Annotated in this window: 18 protein-coding genes; 9 read left to right on the top strand and 9 right to left on the bottom strand. The window is 33.4% G+C overall.

Going from position 1 to position 16,536, the window contains the following annotated elements; genetic code table 11:
• Nucleotides 1–151: 151 nt before the first annotated feature.
• The 5 genes from NU08_RS07470 to NU08_RS07450 all read right to left on the bottom strand — a co-directional run bounded on the left by NU08_RS07470 (nucleotide 152) and on the right by NU08_RS07450 (nucleotide 6,554).
• On the bottom strand, nucleotides 152–727 hold the full coding sequence (locus NU08_RS07470; RefSeq protein WP_165352430.1) for a hypothetical protein: 576 nt from the start codon (nucleotides 725–727) through the stop codon (nucleotides 152–154).
• A gap of 63 nt (nucleotides 728–790) precedes the next feature.
• Nucleotides 791–4,225 (bottom strand): hypothetical protein, encoded by a 3,435-nt coding sequence (locus NU08_RS07465; RefSeq protein WP_129746532.1) that lies wholly within the window; start codon nucleotides 4,223–4,225, stop codon nucleotides 791–793.
• Between the two features lie 113 nt (nucleotides 4,226–4,338).
• Nucleotides 4,339–4,539, bottom strand: coding sequence for a hypothetical protein (locus NU08_RS07460; protein WP_129746531.1), 201 nt, complete (start codon nucleotides 4,537–4,539; stop codon nucleotides 4,339–4,341).
• A gap of 146 nt (nucleotides 4,540–4,685) precedes the next feature.
• On the bottom strand, nucleotides 4,686–5,945 hold the full coding sequence (locus NU08_RS07455; RefSeq protein WP_111365939.1) for an aspartate kinase: 1,260 nt from the start codon (nucleotides 5,943–5,945) through the stop codon (nucleotides 4,686–4,688).
• A gap of 120 nt (nucleotides 5,946–6,065) precedes the next feature.
• Nucleotides 6,066–6,554 (bottom strand): GNAT family N-acetyltransferase, encoded by a 489-nt coding sequence (locus NU08_RS07450; RefSeq protein ID WP_129746530.1) that lies wholly within the window; start codon nucleotides 6,552–6,554, stop codon nucleotides 6,066–6,068.
• Nucleotides 6,555–6,725: 171 nt separating this feature from the next.
• Between NU08_RS07450 and fbp the strand changes: the two genes are divergently transcribed.
• Both fbp and NU08_RS07440 read left to right on the top strand, forming a co-directional pair.
• The gene (gene fbp, locus NU08_RS07445; protein WP_129746529.1) at nucleotides 6,726–7,733 is read left to right on the top strand and encodes a class 1 fructose-bisphosphatase; all 1,008 of its coding nucleotides are present in this window, start codon (nucleotides 6,726–6,728) and stop codon (nucleotides 7,731–7,733) included.
• Between the two features lie 157 nt (nucleotides 7,734–7,890).
• Complete coding sequence (locus NU08_RS07440) at nucleotides 7,891–8,370, top strand: hypothetical protein (RefSeq protein ID WP_129746528.1); 480 nt, start codon at nucleotides 7,891–7,893, stop codon at nucleotides 8,368–8,370.
• Nucleotides 8,371–8,505: 135 nt separating this feature from the next.
• On the opposite strand, the gene NU08_RS07435 is transcribed toward NU08_RS07440, so the two are convergent.
• Nucleotides 8,506–8,937, bottom strand: a complete 432-nt coding sequence (locus NU08_RS07435; protein ID WP_008465064.1) for a TerB family tellurite resistance protein — start codon at nucleotides 8,935–8,937, stop codon at nucleotides 8,506–8,508.
• A gap of 167 nt (nucleotides 8,938–9,104) precedes the next feature.
• Here NU08_RS07435 and NU08_RS07430 point away from each other — a divergent pair, with 167 nt between their 5' ends.
• The 5 genes from NU08_RS07430 (at nucleotide 9,105) to NU08_RS07410 (ending at nucleotide 12,502) form a co-directional block, all read left to right on the top strand.
• Complete coding sequence (locus NU08_RS07430) at nucleotides 9,105–9,698, top strand: HupE/UreJ family protein (RefSeq protein ID WP_129746527.1); 594 nt, start codon at nucleotides 9,105–9,107, stop codon at nucleotides 9,696–9,698.
• Between the two features lie 5 nt (nucleotides 9,699–9,703).
• Complete coding sequence (locus NU08_RS07425) at nucleotides 9,704–10,135, top strand: deoxycytidylate deaminase (RefSeq protein ID WP_129746526.1); 432 nt, start codon at nucleotides 9,704–9,706, stop codon at nucleotides 10,133–10,135.
• Nucleotides 10,135–11,712, top strand: a complete 1,578-nt coding sequence (locus NU08_RS07420) for a S41 family peptidase (protein ID WP_129746525.1) — start codon at nucleotides 10,135–10,137, stop codon at nucleotides 11,710–11,712. Before NU08_RS07425 ends, NU08_RS07420 begins: the two co-directional genes overlap by 1 nt.
• Nucleotides 11,713–11,728: 16 nt before the next feature.
• On the top strand, nucleotides 11,729–12,094 hold the full coding sequence (locus NU08_RS07415) for a nuclear transport factor 2 family protein (protein ID WP_129746524.1): 366 nt from the start codon (nucleotides 11,729–11,731) through the stop codon (nucleotides 12,092–12,094).
• A 90-nt stretch (nucleotides 12,095–12,184) separates the two neighbouring features.
• A complete protein-coding gene (locus NU08_RS07410; protein WP_129746523.1) occupies nucleotides 12,185–12,502 on the top strand; it encodes a hypothetical protein in 318 nt (105 codons plus the stop codon).
• A 115-nt stretch (nucleotides 12,503–12,617) separates the two neighbouring features.
• Here the strand turns inward: NU08_RS07410 and NU08_RS07405 are convergent, their stop codons facing one another.
• The 3 genes from NU08_RS07405 to NU08_RS07395 form a co-directional block, all read right to left on the bottom strand.
• Nucleotides 12,618–13,223, bottom strand: a complete 606-nt coding sequence (locus NU08_RS07405; protein WP_129746735.1) for an FAD-dependent oxidoreductase — start codon at nucleotides 13,221–13,223, stop codon at nucleotides 12,618–12,620.
• A 1-nt stretch (nucleotide 13,224) separates the two neighbouring features.
• Nucleotides 13,225–13,428 carry a hypothetical protein gene (locus tag NU08_RS07400; RefSeq protein WP_008465053.1) on the bottom strand — a complete coding sequence of 68 codons (204 nt, stop codon included), beginning with the start codon at nucleotides 13,426–13,428 and terminating at the stop codon, nucleotides 13,225–13,227.
• 107 nt (nucleotides 13,429–13,535) lie between these two features.
• Nucleotides 13,536–14,114 carry a MarC family protein gene (locus NU08_RS07395; RefSeq protein WP_091494800.1) on the bottom strand — a complete coding sequence of 193 codons (579 nt, stop codon included), beginning with the start codon at nucleotides 14,112–14,114 and terminating at the stop codon, nucleotides 13,536–13,538.
• A gap of 356 nt (nucleotides 14,115–14,470) precedes the next feature.
• Between NU08_RS07395 and NU08_RS07390 the strand changes: the two genes are divergently transcribed.
• Entirely contained in the window at nucleotides 14,471–15,040 is a 570-nt protein-coding gene (locus NU08_RS07390) for a DUF3109 family protein (RefSeq protein ID WP_129746522.1), read from the top strand.
• 338 nt (nucleotides 15,041–15,378) lie between these two features.
• Nucleotides 15,379–16,356: a ribonucleotide-diphosphate reductase subunit beta gene (locus NU08_RS07385; RefSeq protein ID WP_066033454.1), complete on the top strand. Its 978-nt coding sequence runs from the start codon at nucleotides 15,379–15,381 to the stop codon at nucleotides 16,354–16,356.
• Nucleotides 16,357–16,536 lie beyond the last annotated feature (180 nt).

The raw sequence follows: 16,536 nt of genomic DNA, 5'->3' as shown, positions 1-16,536 counted from the left end.
AATTATTAATTTAAGGTGTTAAGTTTCTGAGTTGCTAGGCTTCTAAGTTCAAAGATTTCCTGTTTAGAAAACAAGAAAGCCGAACTATAGGTTCGGCTTAATTTGTTAATCTTAGAATCTTAGCAACTTAGAGTCTCAGCATCTTAGAAACTTAATCCTGAATATACGTTTTATTACCATTTTTGTTAATATAGTATTTACCGCCTCTTGGTCCTGTATATACTTTTTTACCATTGTATTCGCCTGTTACTTTGTCTGGTACAGCGGGAGCTTTTTCGTTAGTTTCCTTTAAAGTTTTAGTAGCCGATTTTTTGGCAGCTGTGGCGTCTTTTTTAGTAGCGTCAGCTTTTGCAGTTGTTTTCTTGGCATCGGTTTTGGTTTTGTCAGCAGTGCTTTTTGCTTTGTCAGCGGTGCTTTTTGCTTTATCAGATTCTACAGTAGCTTTTTTTGCATCAGCTTTAGCTTTTGCAGCTTCTTTGTCGGCAGTCTTTTTTGCAGCGTCAGCAGACTCTTTTTTGGCTTTTGTTGAAGCAGTTTTTGCGTCATCTGCTGCTTTTTTAGATTTTGTGGCTTCTTTTTTTGCATCAGCCGAAGCTTTGTCTGCACTTGCTTTCGCTTTTTTTGCCGAAGTTTCTGTTTTACTTTTCGTAGTTTTTGCAGTTGTTTCCTGTGCGTAAAAATTAGAAGAAAAAACAACCATTAAACAGAGCAATACTAATTTTTTCATAAGGCTAAAAGTTTAAATTTCAATTAAAATTAAACAATTTATTGTCATCTTTTTCGTAACACATTAAAAATATGCACGAAGCTGAACGTTTCCTGTATGAATCGTATTCCCTGTTTCACTTTTCCTCCCTTGATAATTTAAATTAACATCCAAAAAAGACGTAATGTTCTTTTGCAGAAGCAGTTTCCAAACCAAATTTAACCCTGCTTGAAGTCCTTCGAGCATCTGAAAACCGACTGATGAAAATTCATTTCCGTTAAATTTATTTTCATAAAAAGAGAATTCTCCATTCACCGTCACTTTCTTTTCGCCTGCATAAGAAAAAGAAGTTCCGATTCTATTTTGGTCCAAAGTTTCAAAATTTCCCATCTGATTTTTTTTGTTTTGAAGCTCGTAAAAGAAATCCAATTTGGTATTTTTTGAGAATAAATAACTGACTTTCGGAGCGAGTTGCCAGCCTTGAATATCATAGTTTTTTTCAACAAAATCTTTAGAAACCAAATCGGTTTTTATGGTTTTGGTAAAGAAATTAAATAGCCAGCTGTTTTGGTATAAATGGGTGTACTGAATTTGATGTGAATAATTCTGTACATGCTGCGAACCAACAGAAAGCAGACTTTTACCTTTATTAATCAAATAAGAATACGTAACCGAATGTTTCTGCTTACCTCGATTGTAAAATAAACTATTTCTAAAACTCGAATTCAATCCTAAAATACTGTCTTCTGAAGAATCAAACGGATTCAATTCTAATTTTTCTCCATCGCTTTTCACCTTTCGATCCATTATAAAAGAGGTTTGATTGTAAAAATAAGACAACAGTTTTTTAAATCCTTTTTCATTCTGCCATTGCAACGGATTTAAAGTTAAAGATTGCGAAAACTTATTTTGATTAGTTTTTATATAAATCTGATTCGGCAAAAATACTCTCACATAACGCGCCTGATCTTGGTAAACTGCAACTTCAAACTCTTCCAATTCCTGAATTCCGTTGCCATTATAATCATTCCAAGTATAAACGCCTTGACCTGTTGGCACTTCTACATATGTAAATTCTTGCTGTGCAATAGTTCCAGAACTGGTTTCGTAAGCAGTTCCAATTTGCATGAGCTGATTAAAAAAGCGATCGTTGTACAGAATTCTCGAGTTTAATGAAGGTTCATTTTGTCTCGATTTATCGGTAAAATCCAAATTTCGATAACTCGCATAAACTGCCAAATCGGTTGTTTTGTTCTGAATCAGTTTTGATTTTAAATAATACGTCTGCGAATTATTGACATGCTGTAATAATCCGTTTTGCAAACTATCGTTTCTTCTTTGCAGAAAACCAACTTCAACAAAAACCTTAGTGCTGTCGCCCCGTCCAGTAAATATGCCATATTCTGAAAATCTTTGGCTTAAAGCCGAAAACTGATTGGTAACTTTATCTTTTTCCTGATTATCTTCCAATTGCATAGTTCCTCCAACCCAATTTTTTCCAAAATGATATTTGGTTCGGGTTTGGTTTCTAATGAATTTAGAAGTCGAAGCTGTGGCGTCAGAATTTAGGAAACTTCCGTTGTTTTCGATTGTCCAATTTTTCAATTTGAATAAAGCGTTTGTTGTATGCCTCGCTCCAGAATAGCTTTCACTGTAATCTAATTTTTCAAATTGATAAGTTAGTAAACCAATATTTGAAGTTTCTTTCTTCGAAAACAAATCAAAATTTAAACCCGTAACCAAAAGACTTTGATTGCCATAAAGAGTTCCGGTTAAATTCCAATCACGATTAAACTCAATATTGTACAAACGTTCAACAGATTTAAAACTTTGCTGTACGTATTGATAGTTCGCAAAAGCATCTAAATTCCAACTTCTCGAAAAAAGACGTTTTTTAAGATTAGCTTTAAAAGCGATTCCTTCATTATTAGCATCATCAATATTTGAAAATAAATTTTGATCATTATTGCTGACGGCCAATTCAAAATCAGCTAAAGTTTTCTCATCAGGATTATATTTTCCTAAAAAAGTAGCCACTTGAAGTTTCATTGGCGCGACAAGCTGTACAATTGGTTCATAATTTCCTTGCAGAATTCCATTAACCGGTTCAACATATTGATAAATTCGTTCAACAGAATTATTGTTTTGAATGATATAATTTCCAGCATTTGCGCCAACTTGGCTAAATCTTACATTGTACAAAACATCGGCAGGATTATTCGAATATTCATAAGCTTCAACCGAATTGACAAGTATTTTTTTGTACAGAATTTTATTTTCGGCATAAGTATCTTCATATGCAGAAGGCGCTTTCATCAAATTAATATCATCTCCAGCTTGGCTTAAAATCTGAACTTGTTCTGGAGAAAGATTTTGCTGCAAAGGCTGATTTTTCATATCATTTTCAGAATACAAATAACCGCCAAAACTCCAATTTTTGTTTTCGTGTGTTGCGCCTGCATAAGTAACCAATCTATTATAATTTCGTTCAGAATATTGGTATTCTACATTAATACGCATTTCTGAAGTAATCGTAAAAAGCGACGTAAAGACAATTTCTCCCGCATTGTAATCAATCACATAATCGTTGTTTTCACCACGTTTTAGCAAAACGCCGTTTACATACACACGTTCAGAACCCGAAATCACGAGAACATACAATTCGCCATTTTGGCCTTTTAGTTTATACGGACCTTGATTGCCTTCTTGACCTGTAAAAGTGCTTTTGGCATATTGACCTTTTACAAAAGCGACGGAAGCAAAAACATTGGTTTTACTTTTTTCAGTATCAAAATCAAAGTTGGCCGAAAGTCCTTGAACTTTTTTATTAAAGCCTAAAAATTGGGTTTTTCTGTTTTCTAAAAAGACATCGCCGGCGCGAATGTTCCAATCATCACTAAAAAGTTCTATGAAAATATTGTCAAACTGATCGAGTTTCTGCGAATAACCGCCATCTTGCAACGGAATATTATTGTCCTGAAGCGATGCTCTTAAACTCACTTTGTCTGAAAGTTTTCCTGTAATCTGTAAATCTAGATTGGAGTTTAAAACCGTACTTTGATTATTACCAACGGTAACACCACGAGTAATGCTTCCAGAAGTTTCGAGACCATCAAAAGGCGTTACTTTTTTTGCATTTGAGTTATTGTCTATTCGGTATAATTTGTCTGTTCCAACATCCCCGCTTACAATCTGATCCGATTTGTAAAGGCTATATTCTTTGGTTAAGAAATCAGGATAGTTAAGATAATTGACAATTAAAGTATCTGAAATAGATTGGAAATTTTCATTTAAGAGCAAATATCCTTTTTGAAAATCAACTTTATAAGAAGTTGAATCGATAGGTTCGTTTTTAGTGTTCAGAATCTGGAAGAATCCAGAGTTGATGGCTACTTTTTCTAGACGAATTGTATCTTTTGAAACGATTACTTTTTTGGTTTTGTACAGTGATTCAGTTTCCTGAGCCTGAAGCGCAGAAAACCAGAAGAAAACCGTCAAAAACAGTAATTTTTTCAACATAAATACTCTAACTCTAAAAAGTCAAAAGTAGTATTTATAATGGGAAATTACGAGGCTTTTATTTATTGCGAAATGGAGTGTTCGGTACTTCCATTTTTTTGTGTAGAAAATTGCTATTGCCTGTTGGCTTTTCCTTTTTTCAATTGCGTATAGGTAATAAGAATAGCCACTGTAGATAAAAACGGGCCAATTACCAACCTAAAATCGGAATAAGAAATGTCTTTGATATCCTTTGTAAGCAACGGACTTAAAGATATACTGATGTATAATAAACCAAGGATAATGAAAACTAATAAAAAGCTCTTTTTGCTCATTTTAAGTTCTTTAGAAAGAAAAGTAAATTTAATAAAAAAAACAGATAAAATAGAGAAAATTCTTTCGTAATAAAATAAGGCTCCACAATTAAGTGAAGCCTTTTCAATAATTTTTGAATTAAATAATTACCTTTTATAAAGCAATATTAGATTAATTCTTTAGTGACAATCTGCATAGTCTCGCGGCTAACTTGTTTCAATAAAACTTCTTTGTTAGCTTCAACAGTCTGCGCCGCCTCTTCTGTAAAGTGACGGATTGTATATAAGGTTACATTTTCGCTGTATTCTACTTTGAATTTTTTAGAAAGAATAGCATTCAATTCTGGGAAATTTCCAAATTTATCTTCCACACAAACAGAGAAACTAATTGCAGAGTTCTGAATCAAGTTTACTTTGATTTTAAATTCGTGGAATAATCCAAAAATCTCACTGATGTTTTCTTCCATAATGAAAGAGAAATCAATTGATGAAAGCGAAATTAAAAGCTGTTCTCTTTTTACAATAAAACATGGATATTGCGGCTCCAAATCAACTCCTTTTGAAACACAAGTTCCTTTTAATAATGGGTTGATGAACGATTTTACGTACAAAGGAATTTCTTTTTTCTGTAATGGCTGTAATGTTTTTGGGTGAATAACCGTTGCTCCGTAAAATGCCAATTCGATAGCTTCACGATATGAAATTTGGTTTAACAAACTTGCATTTTCAAAATAACGCGGATCGGCATTCATAACTCCAGGAACGTCTTTCCAGATCGTTACGCTTTCAGCGTTTAAGCAGTAAGCAAAAATTCCGGCAGTATAATCAGAACCTTCGCGGCCCAAAGTTGTTGTAAAATTATTTTCATCTGCACCTAAGAAACCTTGTGTGATATTTAATTGTTTTCTAGGTACATTTTTGCTGATGTTTTGCTGCGTAGTTTCCCAGTCAACTTCTGCATCTCTGTAGTTTGCATTCGTTTTAATGAAATTACGAACATCAAGCCATTGCGTCTGAATTCCTCTGAAATTCATATAGTGGCTTAAAATATTAGTCGAAATCAATTCACCAAAACTTACCACCTGATCGTAAACAAAGTTGTAATTTGGAGATTTATTATGAGCTAGAAAATATTCTAATTCGTCAAACTGAGCATTTACAGCTGCAAAAACTGCATGACTTTCATCTTCAAACAAATCCAATAAGATCTGATTGTGGTATTTTTTAATTTCCTGAACAGAAGCATTTAATTCTGTCGATTTTTCAAAGTAATTCTTGATTACAACTTCGAGAGCATTTGTAGTTTTTCCCATCGCAGAAACTACCAAAATCACGTCTTCATAACCCACTTTTTGTAAAACGTCGTATACGTTTTTAATTCCATCTGCATCTTTTACCGATGCACCACCAAATTTAAATACTCTCATTTTTAATTTTAGATTTTTAGATTTTAGATTTCAGATTCAAACTGAAACCTAGTATTTTGTTTTTTTCTGCCACGAATTGCACAAATTTTTACTAATTAACTCGTGGCGAATAATATTTTTTTATAATTTTTCTAAGAACGAGTTAACTCCAGCTTCATCCATTTGGACTACTTGCCAATCCTCAAGAATTCTTGCACCAGAATTTTTGTAAAAATTTACAGCTGGTGTATTCCAAGCCAAAACATTCCATTCCACTCTTCGCACGCCGTCTCTTTTTCCTTGTTTCATGATTTCAGCATAAAGAGCAGAACCTAAACCGGTGCCTCGCATCTTTTCTTTTACAATCAAATCTTCAAGATGAATTGTCTTTCCTTTCCAGGTCGAATAGCGGTAATAATACAACGCAATTCCAACAATTTCTTTTTGTTTTTCTTCGTTTTCGATCTCTGCAACAAAAACGTGAAATAATGGTTTTTCGCCAAAACCGTCGCGTACTAAATCTTCCTCTGTAATGACAACCGCATCGGGTTCTTTTTCGAATATTGCAAGCTCCTGAATAAGCCCTAACACCGATTTCATATCTTCAGGATTTCCTTTTCTAATATTCATATATTCTTATTTTTAACTATTTATTATCTAAAAAAGCATCATTTTATTGGATGCTTTTTGCAGATTGTTAGCAAATATACAATAGTAGCAAACAAACAAAATAATTTTTAAATCATTCTCACAAAATAAGCGATATTTGTGACTTAAAAATAAAACTATAACGATTTAGAAATGGAAGAACGCAATAAAACACTGGGAGAGTTTATTATTGAGAACCAAAAAGCATTTCAGTATTCGTCGGGAGAACTCTCGCGAATTATCAACTCTATTCGATTGGCGGCAAAAGTGGTCAATCATAAAGTAAACCAAGCGGGTTTAGTAGATATTGTGGGCGCGGCAGGCGAACAGAATATTCAAGGTGAAGACCAGCAAAAATTAGATGTCTATGCAAACGAAGTATTTATCCAGACGTTAATAAACCGTGAGATTGTCTGTGGTATTGCTTCTGAAGAAAACGACGATTTTATTACTGTTCAGGGGAGCGACAACAGTCATAATAATAAGTACGTGATCTTAATGGATCCGCTAGACGGATCTTCAAACATTGATGTAAATGTTTCTGTGGGAACTATCTTTTCTGTTTTTAGAAGAGTTACTCCAATAGGAACTCCGGTAACTAGCGAGGATTTTTTACAACCGGGAATCAATCAAGTTGCAGCAGGCTATGTAATTTATGGAACTTCAACAATGCTTGTGTATACGACAGGACATGGCGTAAATGGTTTTACGTTAAATCCAGCGATAGGTACATTTTATCTTTCACATCCAAACATGAAATTTCCAGAAAACGGAAATATTTATTCGGTAAACGAAGGAAACTATGTTCATTTTCCGCAGGGAGTAAAAAATTACATTAAATACTGCCAGCGAGAAGAAGGAGACAGACCTTACACTTCGAGATACATTGGAAGTTTGGTAGCCGATTTTCATCGAAATATGATTAAAGGTGGAATTTATATTTATCCGACAAGTTCAAAAGCACCAAAAGGGAAATTACGTTTATTGTACGAATGTAACCCGATGGCTTTTTTAGCAGAACAAGCAGGAGGAAAAGCAACAGACGGTTTCGGACGAATTATGGAAATCCAGCCAACTGAATTGCACCAAAGAGTGTCTTTCTTTTGCGGAAGCTATAAGATGGTAGAAAAAGCCGAGGAATTTATGGCTGAGGCGAATTAAGTTTTTAGTCTCAGTCTCAGTTTTTAGTCTGGACTATAAATAGCAAACCCGACAGGTTTTTAAAACCTGTCGGGTTTTGTTTTTTAATCAATTAAAAAAATAAGATAAAAATAAGTTGCATTTGAGTCTTTTACATATATTTGATTAAAATTATTATATGAAAAATATTACTTTAATTCTTTTTCTAGTGTTAGGTTTTGCAGTTGGATGTTCATCTGATGAAGACAATAAATCAGGAGTGAATTCTTCAATTGTTATTGATGGAATAACCTTTAAACCCAATAAAGCAGTTTACTCCTATCAGCCGGCAAGTTTTGAATCTCAGAAAAGAGTTCGGTTTGTAATAAACAATGAAGGAATGGAAGAATTCTTATATATTGATATTTCGTTTCCTGCAACTCAGAAAAGTTTGACTGGCGAATACTCATTTGGAATTGGAACGGCTGATGAATTATTGGCAATGGCTGAGTTTTATGCTCCAGATAAAAGATATTATATTAGTGGATATTCTCTGAAAATAACAGATAATGGTGATTCTAATTTTAATTTTGAATTTGTTTCTCCAGAAGTTTATGATATAAACAATAAAAAAGTAAATTTTAAAGGTGCGCTAAGCGGAAAAATCGTGATGGAATAACCTCAATAAAATTCAGAATCAATTAAAAATAAAAACCCGACAGGTTTTTAAAAATCTGTCGGGTTTTTATTTTTAGAAGTTTCAAATTTCCAATATCAGTATAAACTGTAAACTGAGACCGAAAACTGAAAACTATTATTTATGCATATGTTGCATTTCGTAGATAAAAGTATCTGCATCTACTTTTTTGTCAACCAATGACAATGCTTTTGCAATAATATAGTCTACGTTGCTTGGTGTAAATCCAAGGGCAACACTTATCTTTTTTAGAAGTACTTCTTGTTTGTCTTCAAGCTGATGGTCAACATGCACCATACGGGTTAGGTCATATAAACGCTCTAAGCGTTGAACATATGAATAAGGTGGATTGATCGGATATTTTAAAGGATCGCTAAGAATTTCTTCATATTCCGATTCTGTAATTTCTAAGCGAGAAGCAAGTTTATCTAAAAAGGCTTTTTCTTCTGGATAAACCACCCCATCAGCTAAAGCTACACGAACAATAGCAGAAAAGTGTCCTTTGTTTCTTTGCTTGAATTCGCTATCAAATAATTCTGAAAATGACATAATTAAAAGTGTTTTTGTTAAACAAAGATAAATTTTATTTTAAATTATCGATTTTAAAATTCTCATAAAATTTAACTTTTTTGCTACAGGATTTAACGTCTTCAATCTTTAAGTTTGAAAATTAATCGTAAGTTTACAACCCCTAATTATTTAATTACATTACACCTATGTCACAATTTTGGATTTATTTTCAAATAGGATTAAAACACGTTTTAGACATCAATGCTTACGATCACGTTCTTTTTTTAATCGCCTTAACTGTTCCGTATCTTTTTAAAGACTGGAAAAGAATTTTTTTATTGGTTTCGCTTTTTACAATTGGCCATACTTTGGCTTTAATTCTTTCTGTTTACGGCATAATTGCCATAAAAGTTAACATTGTAGAATTCCTGATTCCGATTACAATTTTAATAACAGCTCTTTATCATTTGTTTACGGCTGGAAAGACCTCAAAAAATGATGGCGTAAATCTAGTATTTTTCATAACTTTATTCTTTGGAATTATTCATGGACTAGGTTTTTCTAATTATTTCAAGACAATTTTAGGAGGCTCTGCAACCTCAAAATTGTTACCTTTGGGAGAGTTTGCCTTAGGAATAGAAGCTGCTCAGCTGGTAGTAGTTTTTGTTGTTCTGGTAATTTCATATATAGTGCAGACAGTTTTCCGTTTTTCAAAACGCGACTGGGCACTTGTAATGTCGGCTTTTATTATTGGAGTTGTAATTCCGATGATTATTGAAAGCCCAATTTGGAACAGATAAATTAAATGGAAGTAAAAAAACTGAATAAATACGATAAAGCATATCTGCGAATTGCAAAAGAGTGGAGCCTGCTTTCTTACTGTAAACGTAAACAAGTTGGCGCTATTATCGTAAAAGACAGAATGATTATCTCTGATGGTTACAATGGTACGCCATCTGGATTTGAGAATTGCTGCGAAGACGAAGACGGGTTAACCCGTTGGGATGTTTTGCACGCCGAAGCAAATGCAATCTTGAAAGTGGCAAGATCAACACAATCTTGCGAAGGAGCAACATTGTATATCACGCTTTCGCCTTGCAAAGAATGCAGCAAATTAATACATCAGTCAGGTATAAAAAGAGTGGTATATCATAATGGATACCGTGACGATTCGGGAATCCAGTTTTTGATAAAAGCTGGCGTAGAAGTAGAACACATTCCTATTTTGGAAGAGTAATGAAATTTAACTCAAAATATTTGCCAATAGTCATAGGAGCAACTTTTGCTCTTGGAACAATTGCCGGAAGCTTGATGAATGCTCCTGCAAGTGACCAGCTTTTGGCTAAAAATTACTCCAAAACCAAACTTAACAAACTCATTGATTTTATCAATACCGAATATGTTGATAGCGTCAATACCGATTCGATTGTAAACCTTACGGTCGATAATATTCTTTCTAAATTAGATCCGCATTCAGTTTATATTCCGCCAAGCGAACAGGCTGAGGTTGCCGAAAGTATGAAAGGAGATTTCGTGGGAATTGGAATTAATTTTTATATGTATAAAGATTCAGTTGCGATTATAAAACCAGTAGAAAACGGTCCTTCAGCAAAAGCAGGAATAAAATCTGGAGACCGCATTTTATTTGCAGGAAAAACCAAATTGTATGGCAGGAAATTGCCTTCAGATAGTTTGTTTTCTAAATTAAAAGGTCGTCAAGGTTCAGAAATTGAATTGACTGTTTTTAGGAAATCAGAACAAAAGAAACTAAAGTTTAAAGTAAAACGAGATATTATTCCAATTAAAAGTGTTGATGCTTCTTTGCTGATTGGAAATAATGTGGGGTATATCAAAATAAACCGTTTTGCCGAAACTACTTTCAATGAATTTAAAACTGGTTTGACGAGATTAAAGCAAAAAGGAATCCAGTCGCTTGTAATTGACCTTCGCGATAATGGAGGCGGTTATATGGAAGAAGCGATTGCTATTGCCGATGAGTTTTTAAAAGACAAACAGTTAATCGTTTTCACGAAAAGCAAAAACGGTTCTACTGAGAAAACGTATGCAACAAAAGCAGGAAGTTTTGAAAGAGGGAAAGTTTATGTTTTAATTAATGAAAATAGTGCCTCGGCTAGTGAAATCTTAGCAGGAGCCATTCAAGATAATGATCGCGGAACTATTGTTGGAAGACGTTCTTTTGGAAAAGGTCTTGTTCAAAGAGAAATGGACTTTAATGACGGATCTGCTGTGAGATTGACTGTAGCACGTTATTATACGCCAACAGGAAGATCAATTCAAAAACCGTATAAAAAAGGAAACGAAGAATATTTTAAAGAATCTGAAGCAAGAATTGCTACTGGAGAATTGTATGCAAAAGACAGCATAAAAGTAGCAGATTCTTTAAAATTTAAAACTCCTAAAGGAAAAATCGTTTATGGCGGCGGCGGAATTGTTCCAGATGTTTTTGTTCCAATGGAAGCAGAGCATGGAAATGAAAATGTTGCATATTTGCTACAGACTGGAATTGTAGGGCATTTTGTCTTTGAAGAATTAGATAAAAACAGAAATGCTTTTGCTGGAGATAATTTTAATGAGTTTTTGGCAAAAATGAAGAACTCAGATTTTTATTTTAAAAGATTTAAAAACTATATTTTAATGACGGGATTGGATTTGAAATTGGATAAAACGAAAGCGCTCGTAAACCGTCATATTACAGCTGAATTCGCACGACAGCTGTTTGGAGAATTGTATTATTATGATGTAATCTTGAAAGATGATGCCATGATAAAAACAATTCTAGCTCCAAAGAAATAACCTCAATCTTTATATCATGAAAATAGAAACCGTTGTTGATGCAGAAATCGAACTCTTGACTGCAATTAAAAAATCGGATGTTATGGCTTTGGAAACAATCCTTCATGATGATTTATTGTTTAATATGCCCGACGGACAAACCATAACGAAAGAGTTTGATTTGGAATCATATCGTTCAGGAAAGCTAAAAATTAATTCTTTGGAAGCATCAGATCAAATTGTGAATATAATTGATGATTCGGCTGTTGTTGCTGTTACAGTTGCTTTAAAGGCAACTTACGATAATAATTCGATCAGCGGAGTTTTCAAATATATAAGAGTTTGGAAAAAATCGGGTAAGAATCTAAAAGTTATTGCAGGTAGCTGTGTTCAGTTGGCGTAAAGTTTGATGCAATAAAATAATATTAACTTAAAATAAAACATTGCGCACCTTGCGTAAATCCTCGCGAACTTCGCGGTTAAACTAAAATATATGAAAAATCTAAAAAGAATCAGTTTTCTAGTGCTCTTAATGACTTTTGTAATCTCTTGTACAACTATGAAAAACGACACGAATGCTATAGTTTCAGGAAAAGTAGACGGTATAGAAGCGGGAAAAGATGGTTACACAGCCAAAATTACAACAGACGCAAAAGAAGTATACTTTGCTACAATCAGTATTGTAAACGTTGGCGGGCCTCAGAATTACAAACAATTAAAAATTGGAGATGTAGTATCTGTTAAAGGAGAAAAATGGAAATCTGAAGATGAAAACCGTATTAAAGTAACAGAAATCGTTTCGGTTAAATAAAAAGGCGAAAAACTTAAAAAAATAAACCATATAAGTTATATAAGTTCATTTAAACTATGCGCAAAGCATACGTGAACTTATATAACTTATATGGTTTAATAATTTTTATAGCGTATTATCGAATACTATCGTGAGCGTGAGTCTGCACGCCGTTATTCCATAAAGTTAAAATATCTGTTGCTACAGCAGCGCCACTTCCGGCAGCAATTGCCAATTGACTTCTCCAGCCCGCTAAAGTTCCGATAACATAAATGCCGTCTGCTACTTTGTGATCTTCGTTTTTAAGCTGAATACGCTGTTTTTCTGGAAGTGCTTTTTTGTGAGGTTCAACAAATTGCTTTAAACCTTCAATGTCGAAAGTATTGGCAGATCCAATTCCGACCACGATATTTTTTGTTTGGTATGAATTCTTGTTGGTTACTACGGTAAACTCTGGGTAACTGCCCTCAATTTTCATTACTTTTTCATTTGGAATCTGAGTAATGTGCGGGTAAGTCGTTGCTAAATCCTGTGTGCTTTCAGTTAAAAGTTCAGAACCTAATTTTCCTGGTGTAATTCCGTAAGCGTTATAAAATATTGCCTCTTGTAAAGAAGAATTTTTCTGATGAGTAAAAATTCCGATTTTTTTGTCAGTAACAAAAGTTTTGTTTTTTGCGGATCCTAAGACTAGAGCACAAGACATTCCAGATACTCCTCCGCCAATAATTAAAACATCAAACATATTATCTGTTGTCATTCATTTTTTCTTCAATTCTTTTTGAAATTCTAAAAATCAAAAGAATCAAAACAGCGCAAAATGAAGCGGCGATTCCAATAAAAGCTACCATACTATCTCCTTGAAAAGGGTTTTTAAAGTCTAATAGCGTAATATTAAAAACGATTAAAGCTAATGCCAAAAGCACTAAGATTGAAGTGAAAATTTTCATAAGGTTGTCTTTGTTTTTGTCTAAAATAATAAAGTAGAACTTTATGGGGAAATTGCCTCAAAGTTGTATTTTAGAAATTTTACGGGGTAAATTTATAAAAATAAAATTTAGACAAACAAACCTTTAACATTAGCAGCGAATAATTTAACAGCAATTGCTAAAAGTATTACTCCAAATGTCTTGCGAACCACTCCAAGTCCGTTTTCTCCCAGTAGATTTTCGATTTTTTTAGAAGACTTTAAAACGATGTAAACTAGAATAATATTTAATAAAATGGCAATGATAATATTGATGGTATGAAACTGTGATCGAAGTGATAATAAAGTGGTCATTGTTCCTGCACCAGCAATTAGAGGAAACGCCAGCGGTACAATAGAAGCAGACCCTGGTTCTTCATCACGATAGATTCTAATTCCTAAAATCATTTCTAAAGCCAGAAAAAATAATACGAAAGAACCAGCAACAGCAAATGAATGAACGTCTATTCCAATAAGATTCAATAAACCTTCTCCAACAAAAAGAAAAACAATCATAATTGCGCCTGCAACGATAGAAGCTTTCTCAGATTCGATGTGTCCGACTTTAGCTCTTAAATTCACAATAATCGGAATCGAGCCAACAATATCAATTACGGCAAAAAGCACCATACTAACGGTAATGATTTCTTTAAAATCGATTTCTAACATATCGCTTTGATTTTTAGGGTTTAAAAAACTGCTGCAAAAGTAGTTAATAAAGTTAGGTGTTTTTTCGATACAATGCACTTTTGTTATAAAAACATGTTTTATTGATTAAAAAAGTGATATTTGTAACAATTATTGTTTTCTTTTGCATTTAGTAAAACTTATAATAGGTTTAACCGCAAAGCACGCAAAATTAAATTCGCAAGGTTCGCAAATTAAAATAGGTATTGGAAATGTGTGCGTATAAACTTTGCGAACCTTTGCGCAAATCCTTACGAACTTTGCGGTTAAATTTTCATCCTATTTTATCTCCTTTCTTTGACTATCTTTGCACTTTATAAATTACAGTATTTAATATCATGTTTCAGTTAGGTAAAACTATTATTTCAGAGGACATTCTGGAAAAAGAATTTGTGTGCAACTTGTCTGCTTGTAAAGGAGCTTGTTGTGTTGATGGAGATGCGGGGGCGCCTTTGAATGAGGCTGAAACTAAAATCTTAGAAGACATTTACCCAAAAGTAAAACCTTTTTTACGAAAAGAAGGAATTGAAGCAATCGAAGCGCAAGGAACTTGGGTAAAAGGAACAGATGGTGATCTAGAAACGCCGCTGATTGATAATAAAGATTGCGCTTATGTGATTTTTGACGGAAAAACGGCACTTTGCGGAATCGAGCAAGCTTACAATCAAGGAGTAGTGGATTGGAAAAAACCTGTTTCTTGTCATTTATACCCAATTCGAGTAAAAGACTTCACAGAATTTGCAGCGGTAAACTATGATAAATGGGATATCTGCGATGATGCTTGTTCGTTAGGAAAAGAACTTGAAATTCCAGTTTACAAATTTGTAAAAGAGGCATTGATTCGCCGTTTTGGAGAAGACTGGTATTTGGAACTAGAAAAGGTAGCTGAAGAGCTTAAAAATTCTTAAAAATTAAAGTGTAATTTATACCTTTTTCTCTCTTCATTTTTTGACTCAAAAAAACAAAGTTTTAACTCAAAAAAAACTTTTTAAAACTATTTAAAATTTCTTGCTTTTTATATTTAAAAGTCTATATTTTACGGGGCTTTCAGGTATGATTATTGGTTTTAAATGTTTCATTTACAGTAAATTAATTATTGTATGAAAAATGTTTCAAAAAATTAACGTTGTTAAAAACTACAGCAAATTGTGAATAAGTTTGACTTTCATTTTTGGCGTTAATTGACAATCTTTGTAGTCTATTGAATTAGCAAAAAATTCGGTATAAAAATTAAACAAAAATTGTCATGTCTCAAGTAGAACCAATCTTACAAGAAAATAAAAATCGTTTCGTTATTTTTCCTATCAAACATCATGATATTTGGGAATGGTATAAAAAAATGGAAGCTAGTTTCTGGACTGCTGAAGAAATCGATTTGCACCAAGATTTGACAGATTGGAATAACAAACTGAATGACGACGAAAGATATTTCATTAAACATATTTTAGCATTCTTTGCAGCTTCTGATGGAATCGTAAATGAAAATTTGGCTGAGAACTTTGTAAACGAAGTTCAATATGCTGAAGCGAAGTTTTTCTATGGCTTCCAAATTATGATGGAAAACATTCACAGCGAAACTTATTCTTTATTAATTGACACTTACGTTAAAGATGAAGCTGAGAAAACAGAATTGTTTAATGCTTTAGAAGTTTTCCCGGCTATTGCTAAAAAAGGAGAATGGGCTTTAAAATGGATCGAGTCAGATTCGTTTGCTGAAAGACTTATTGCTTTTGCTGCAGTTGAAGGAATCTTTTTCTCAGGAGCTTTCTGTTCAATTTATTGGTTAAAAAAACGTGGTTTAATGCCAGGTTTAACTTTCTCAAATGAATTGATTTCTCGTGACGAAGGCGTACACTGTGATTTTGCTGTTCACTTGCATAATCACCATTTGGTAAACAAAGTGCCAAAAGAAAGAATCAAAGAAATTATTGTCGATGCCTTAGATATCGAAAGACAATTTATTACTGAATCTCTTCCAGTAAGCTTAATTGGTATGAACGCGACTTTAATGACACAGTACTTAGAGTTTGTTGCCGATAGACTTTTAGTAGAGTTAGGTTGTGAGCGTGTTTACGGATCTGCGAATCCATTCGATTTCATGGACATGATTTCTCTTCAAGGAAAAACTAATTTCTTTGAAAAACGTGTTGCAGAGTATCAAAAGTCAGGTGTGATGAACAATGACAGCGATGCTCAAAAAATTTCATTCGATGCAGATTTTTAGACAACAAAAAATATTTTAGCGTCTATCTTCTAGAGACACTAAAAAAAGATTACAGATTATTTTTAAAGGTTGAGCCTCTTTCCCCAAGTCGCAGGTTCAATAGCAATTTTTGACGCATTTAAATTCGATTTTCGAATTTGAAACTGGTAACTATTGAGAATTTGGTAATTCTCTAAAATT

Origin of the sequence: Flavobacterium anhuiense (assembly GCF_004151235.1) — a bacterium.
Lineage (GTDB): Bacteria > Bacteroidota > Bacteroidia > Flavobacteriales > Flavobacteriaceae > Flavobacterium > Flavobacterium anhuiense_A.
The sequence above is the reverse complement of the archived record's forward strand: the minus strand, read 5'-3'. Positions and strand labels throughout refer to the sequence as shown.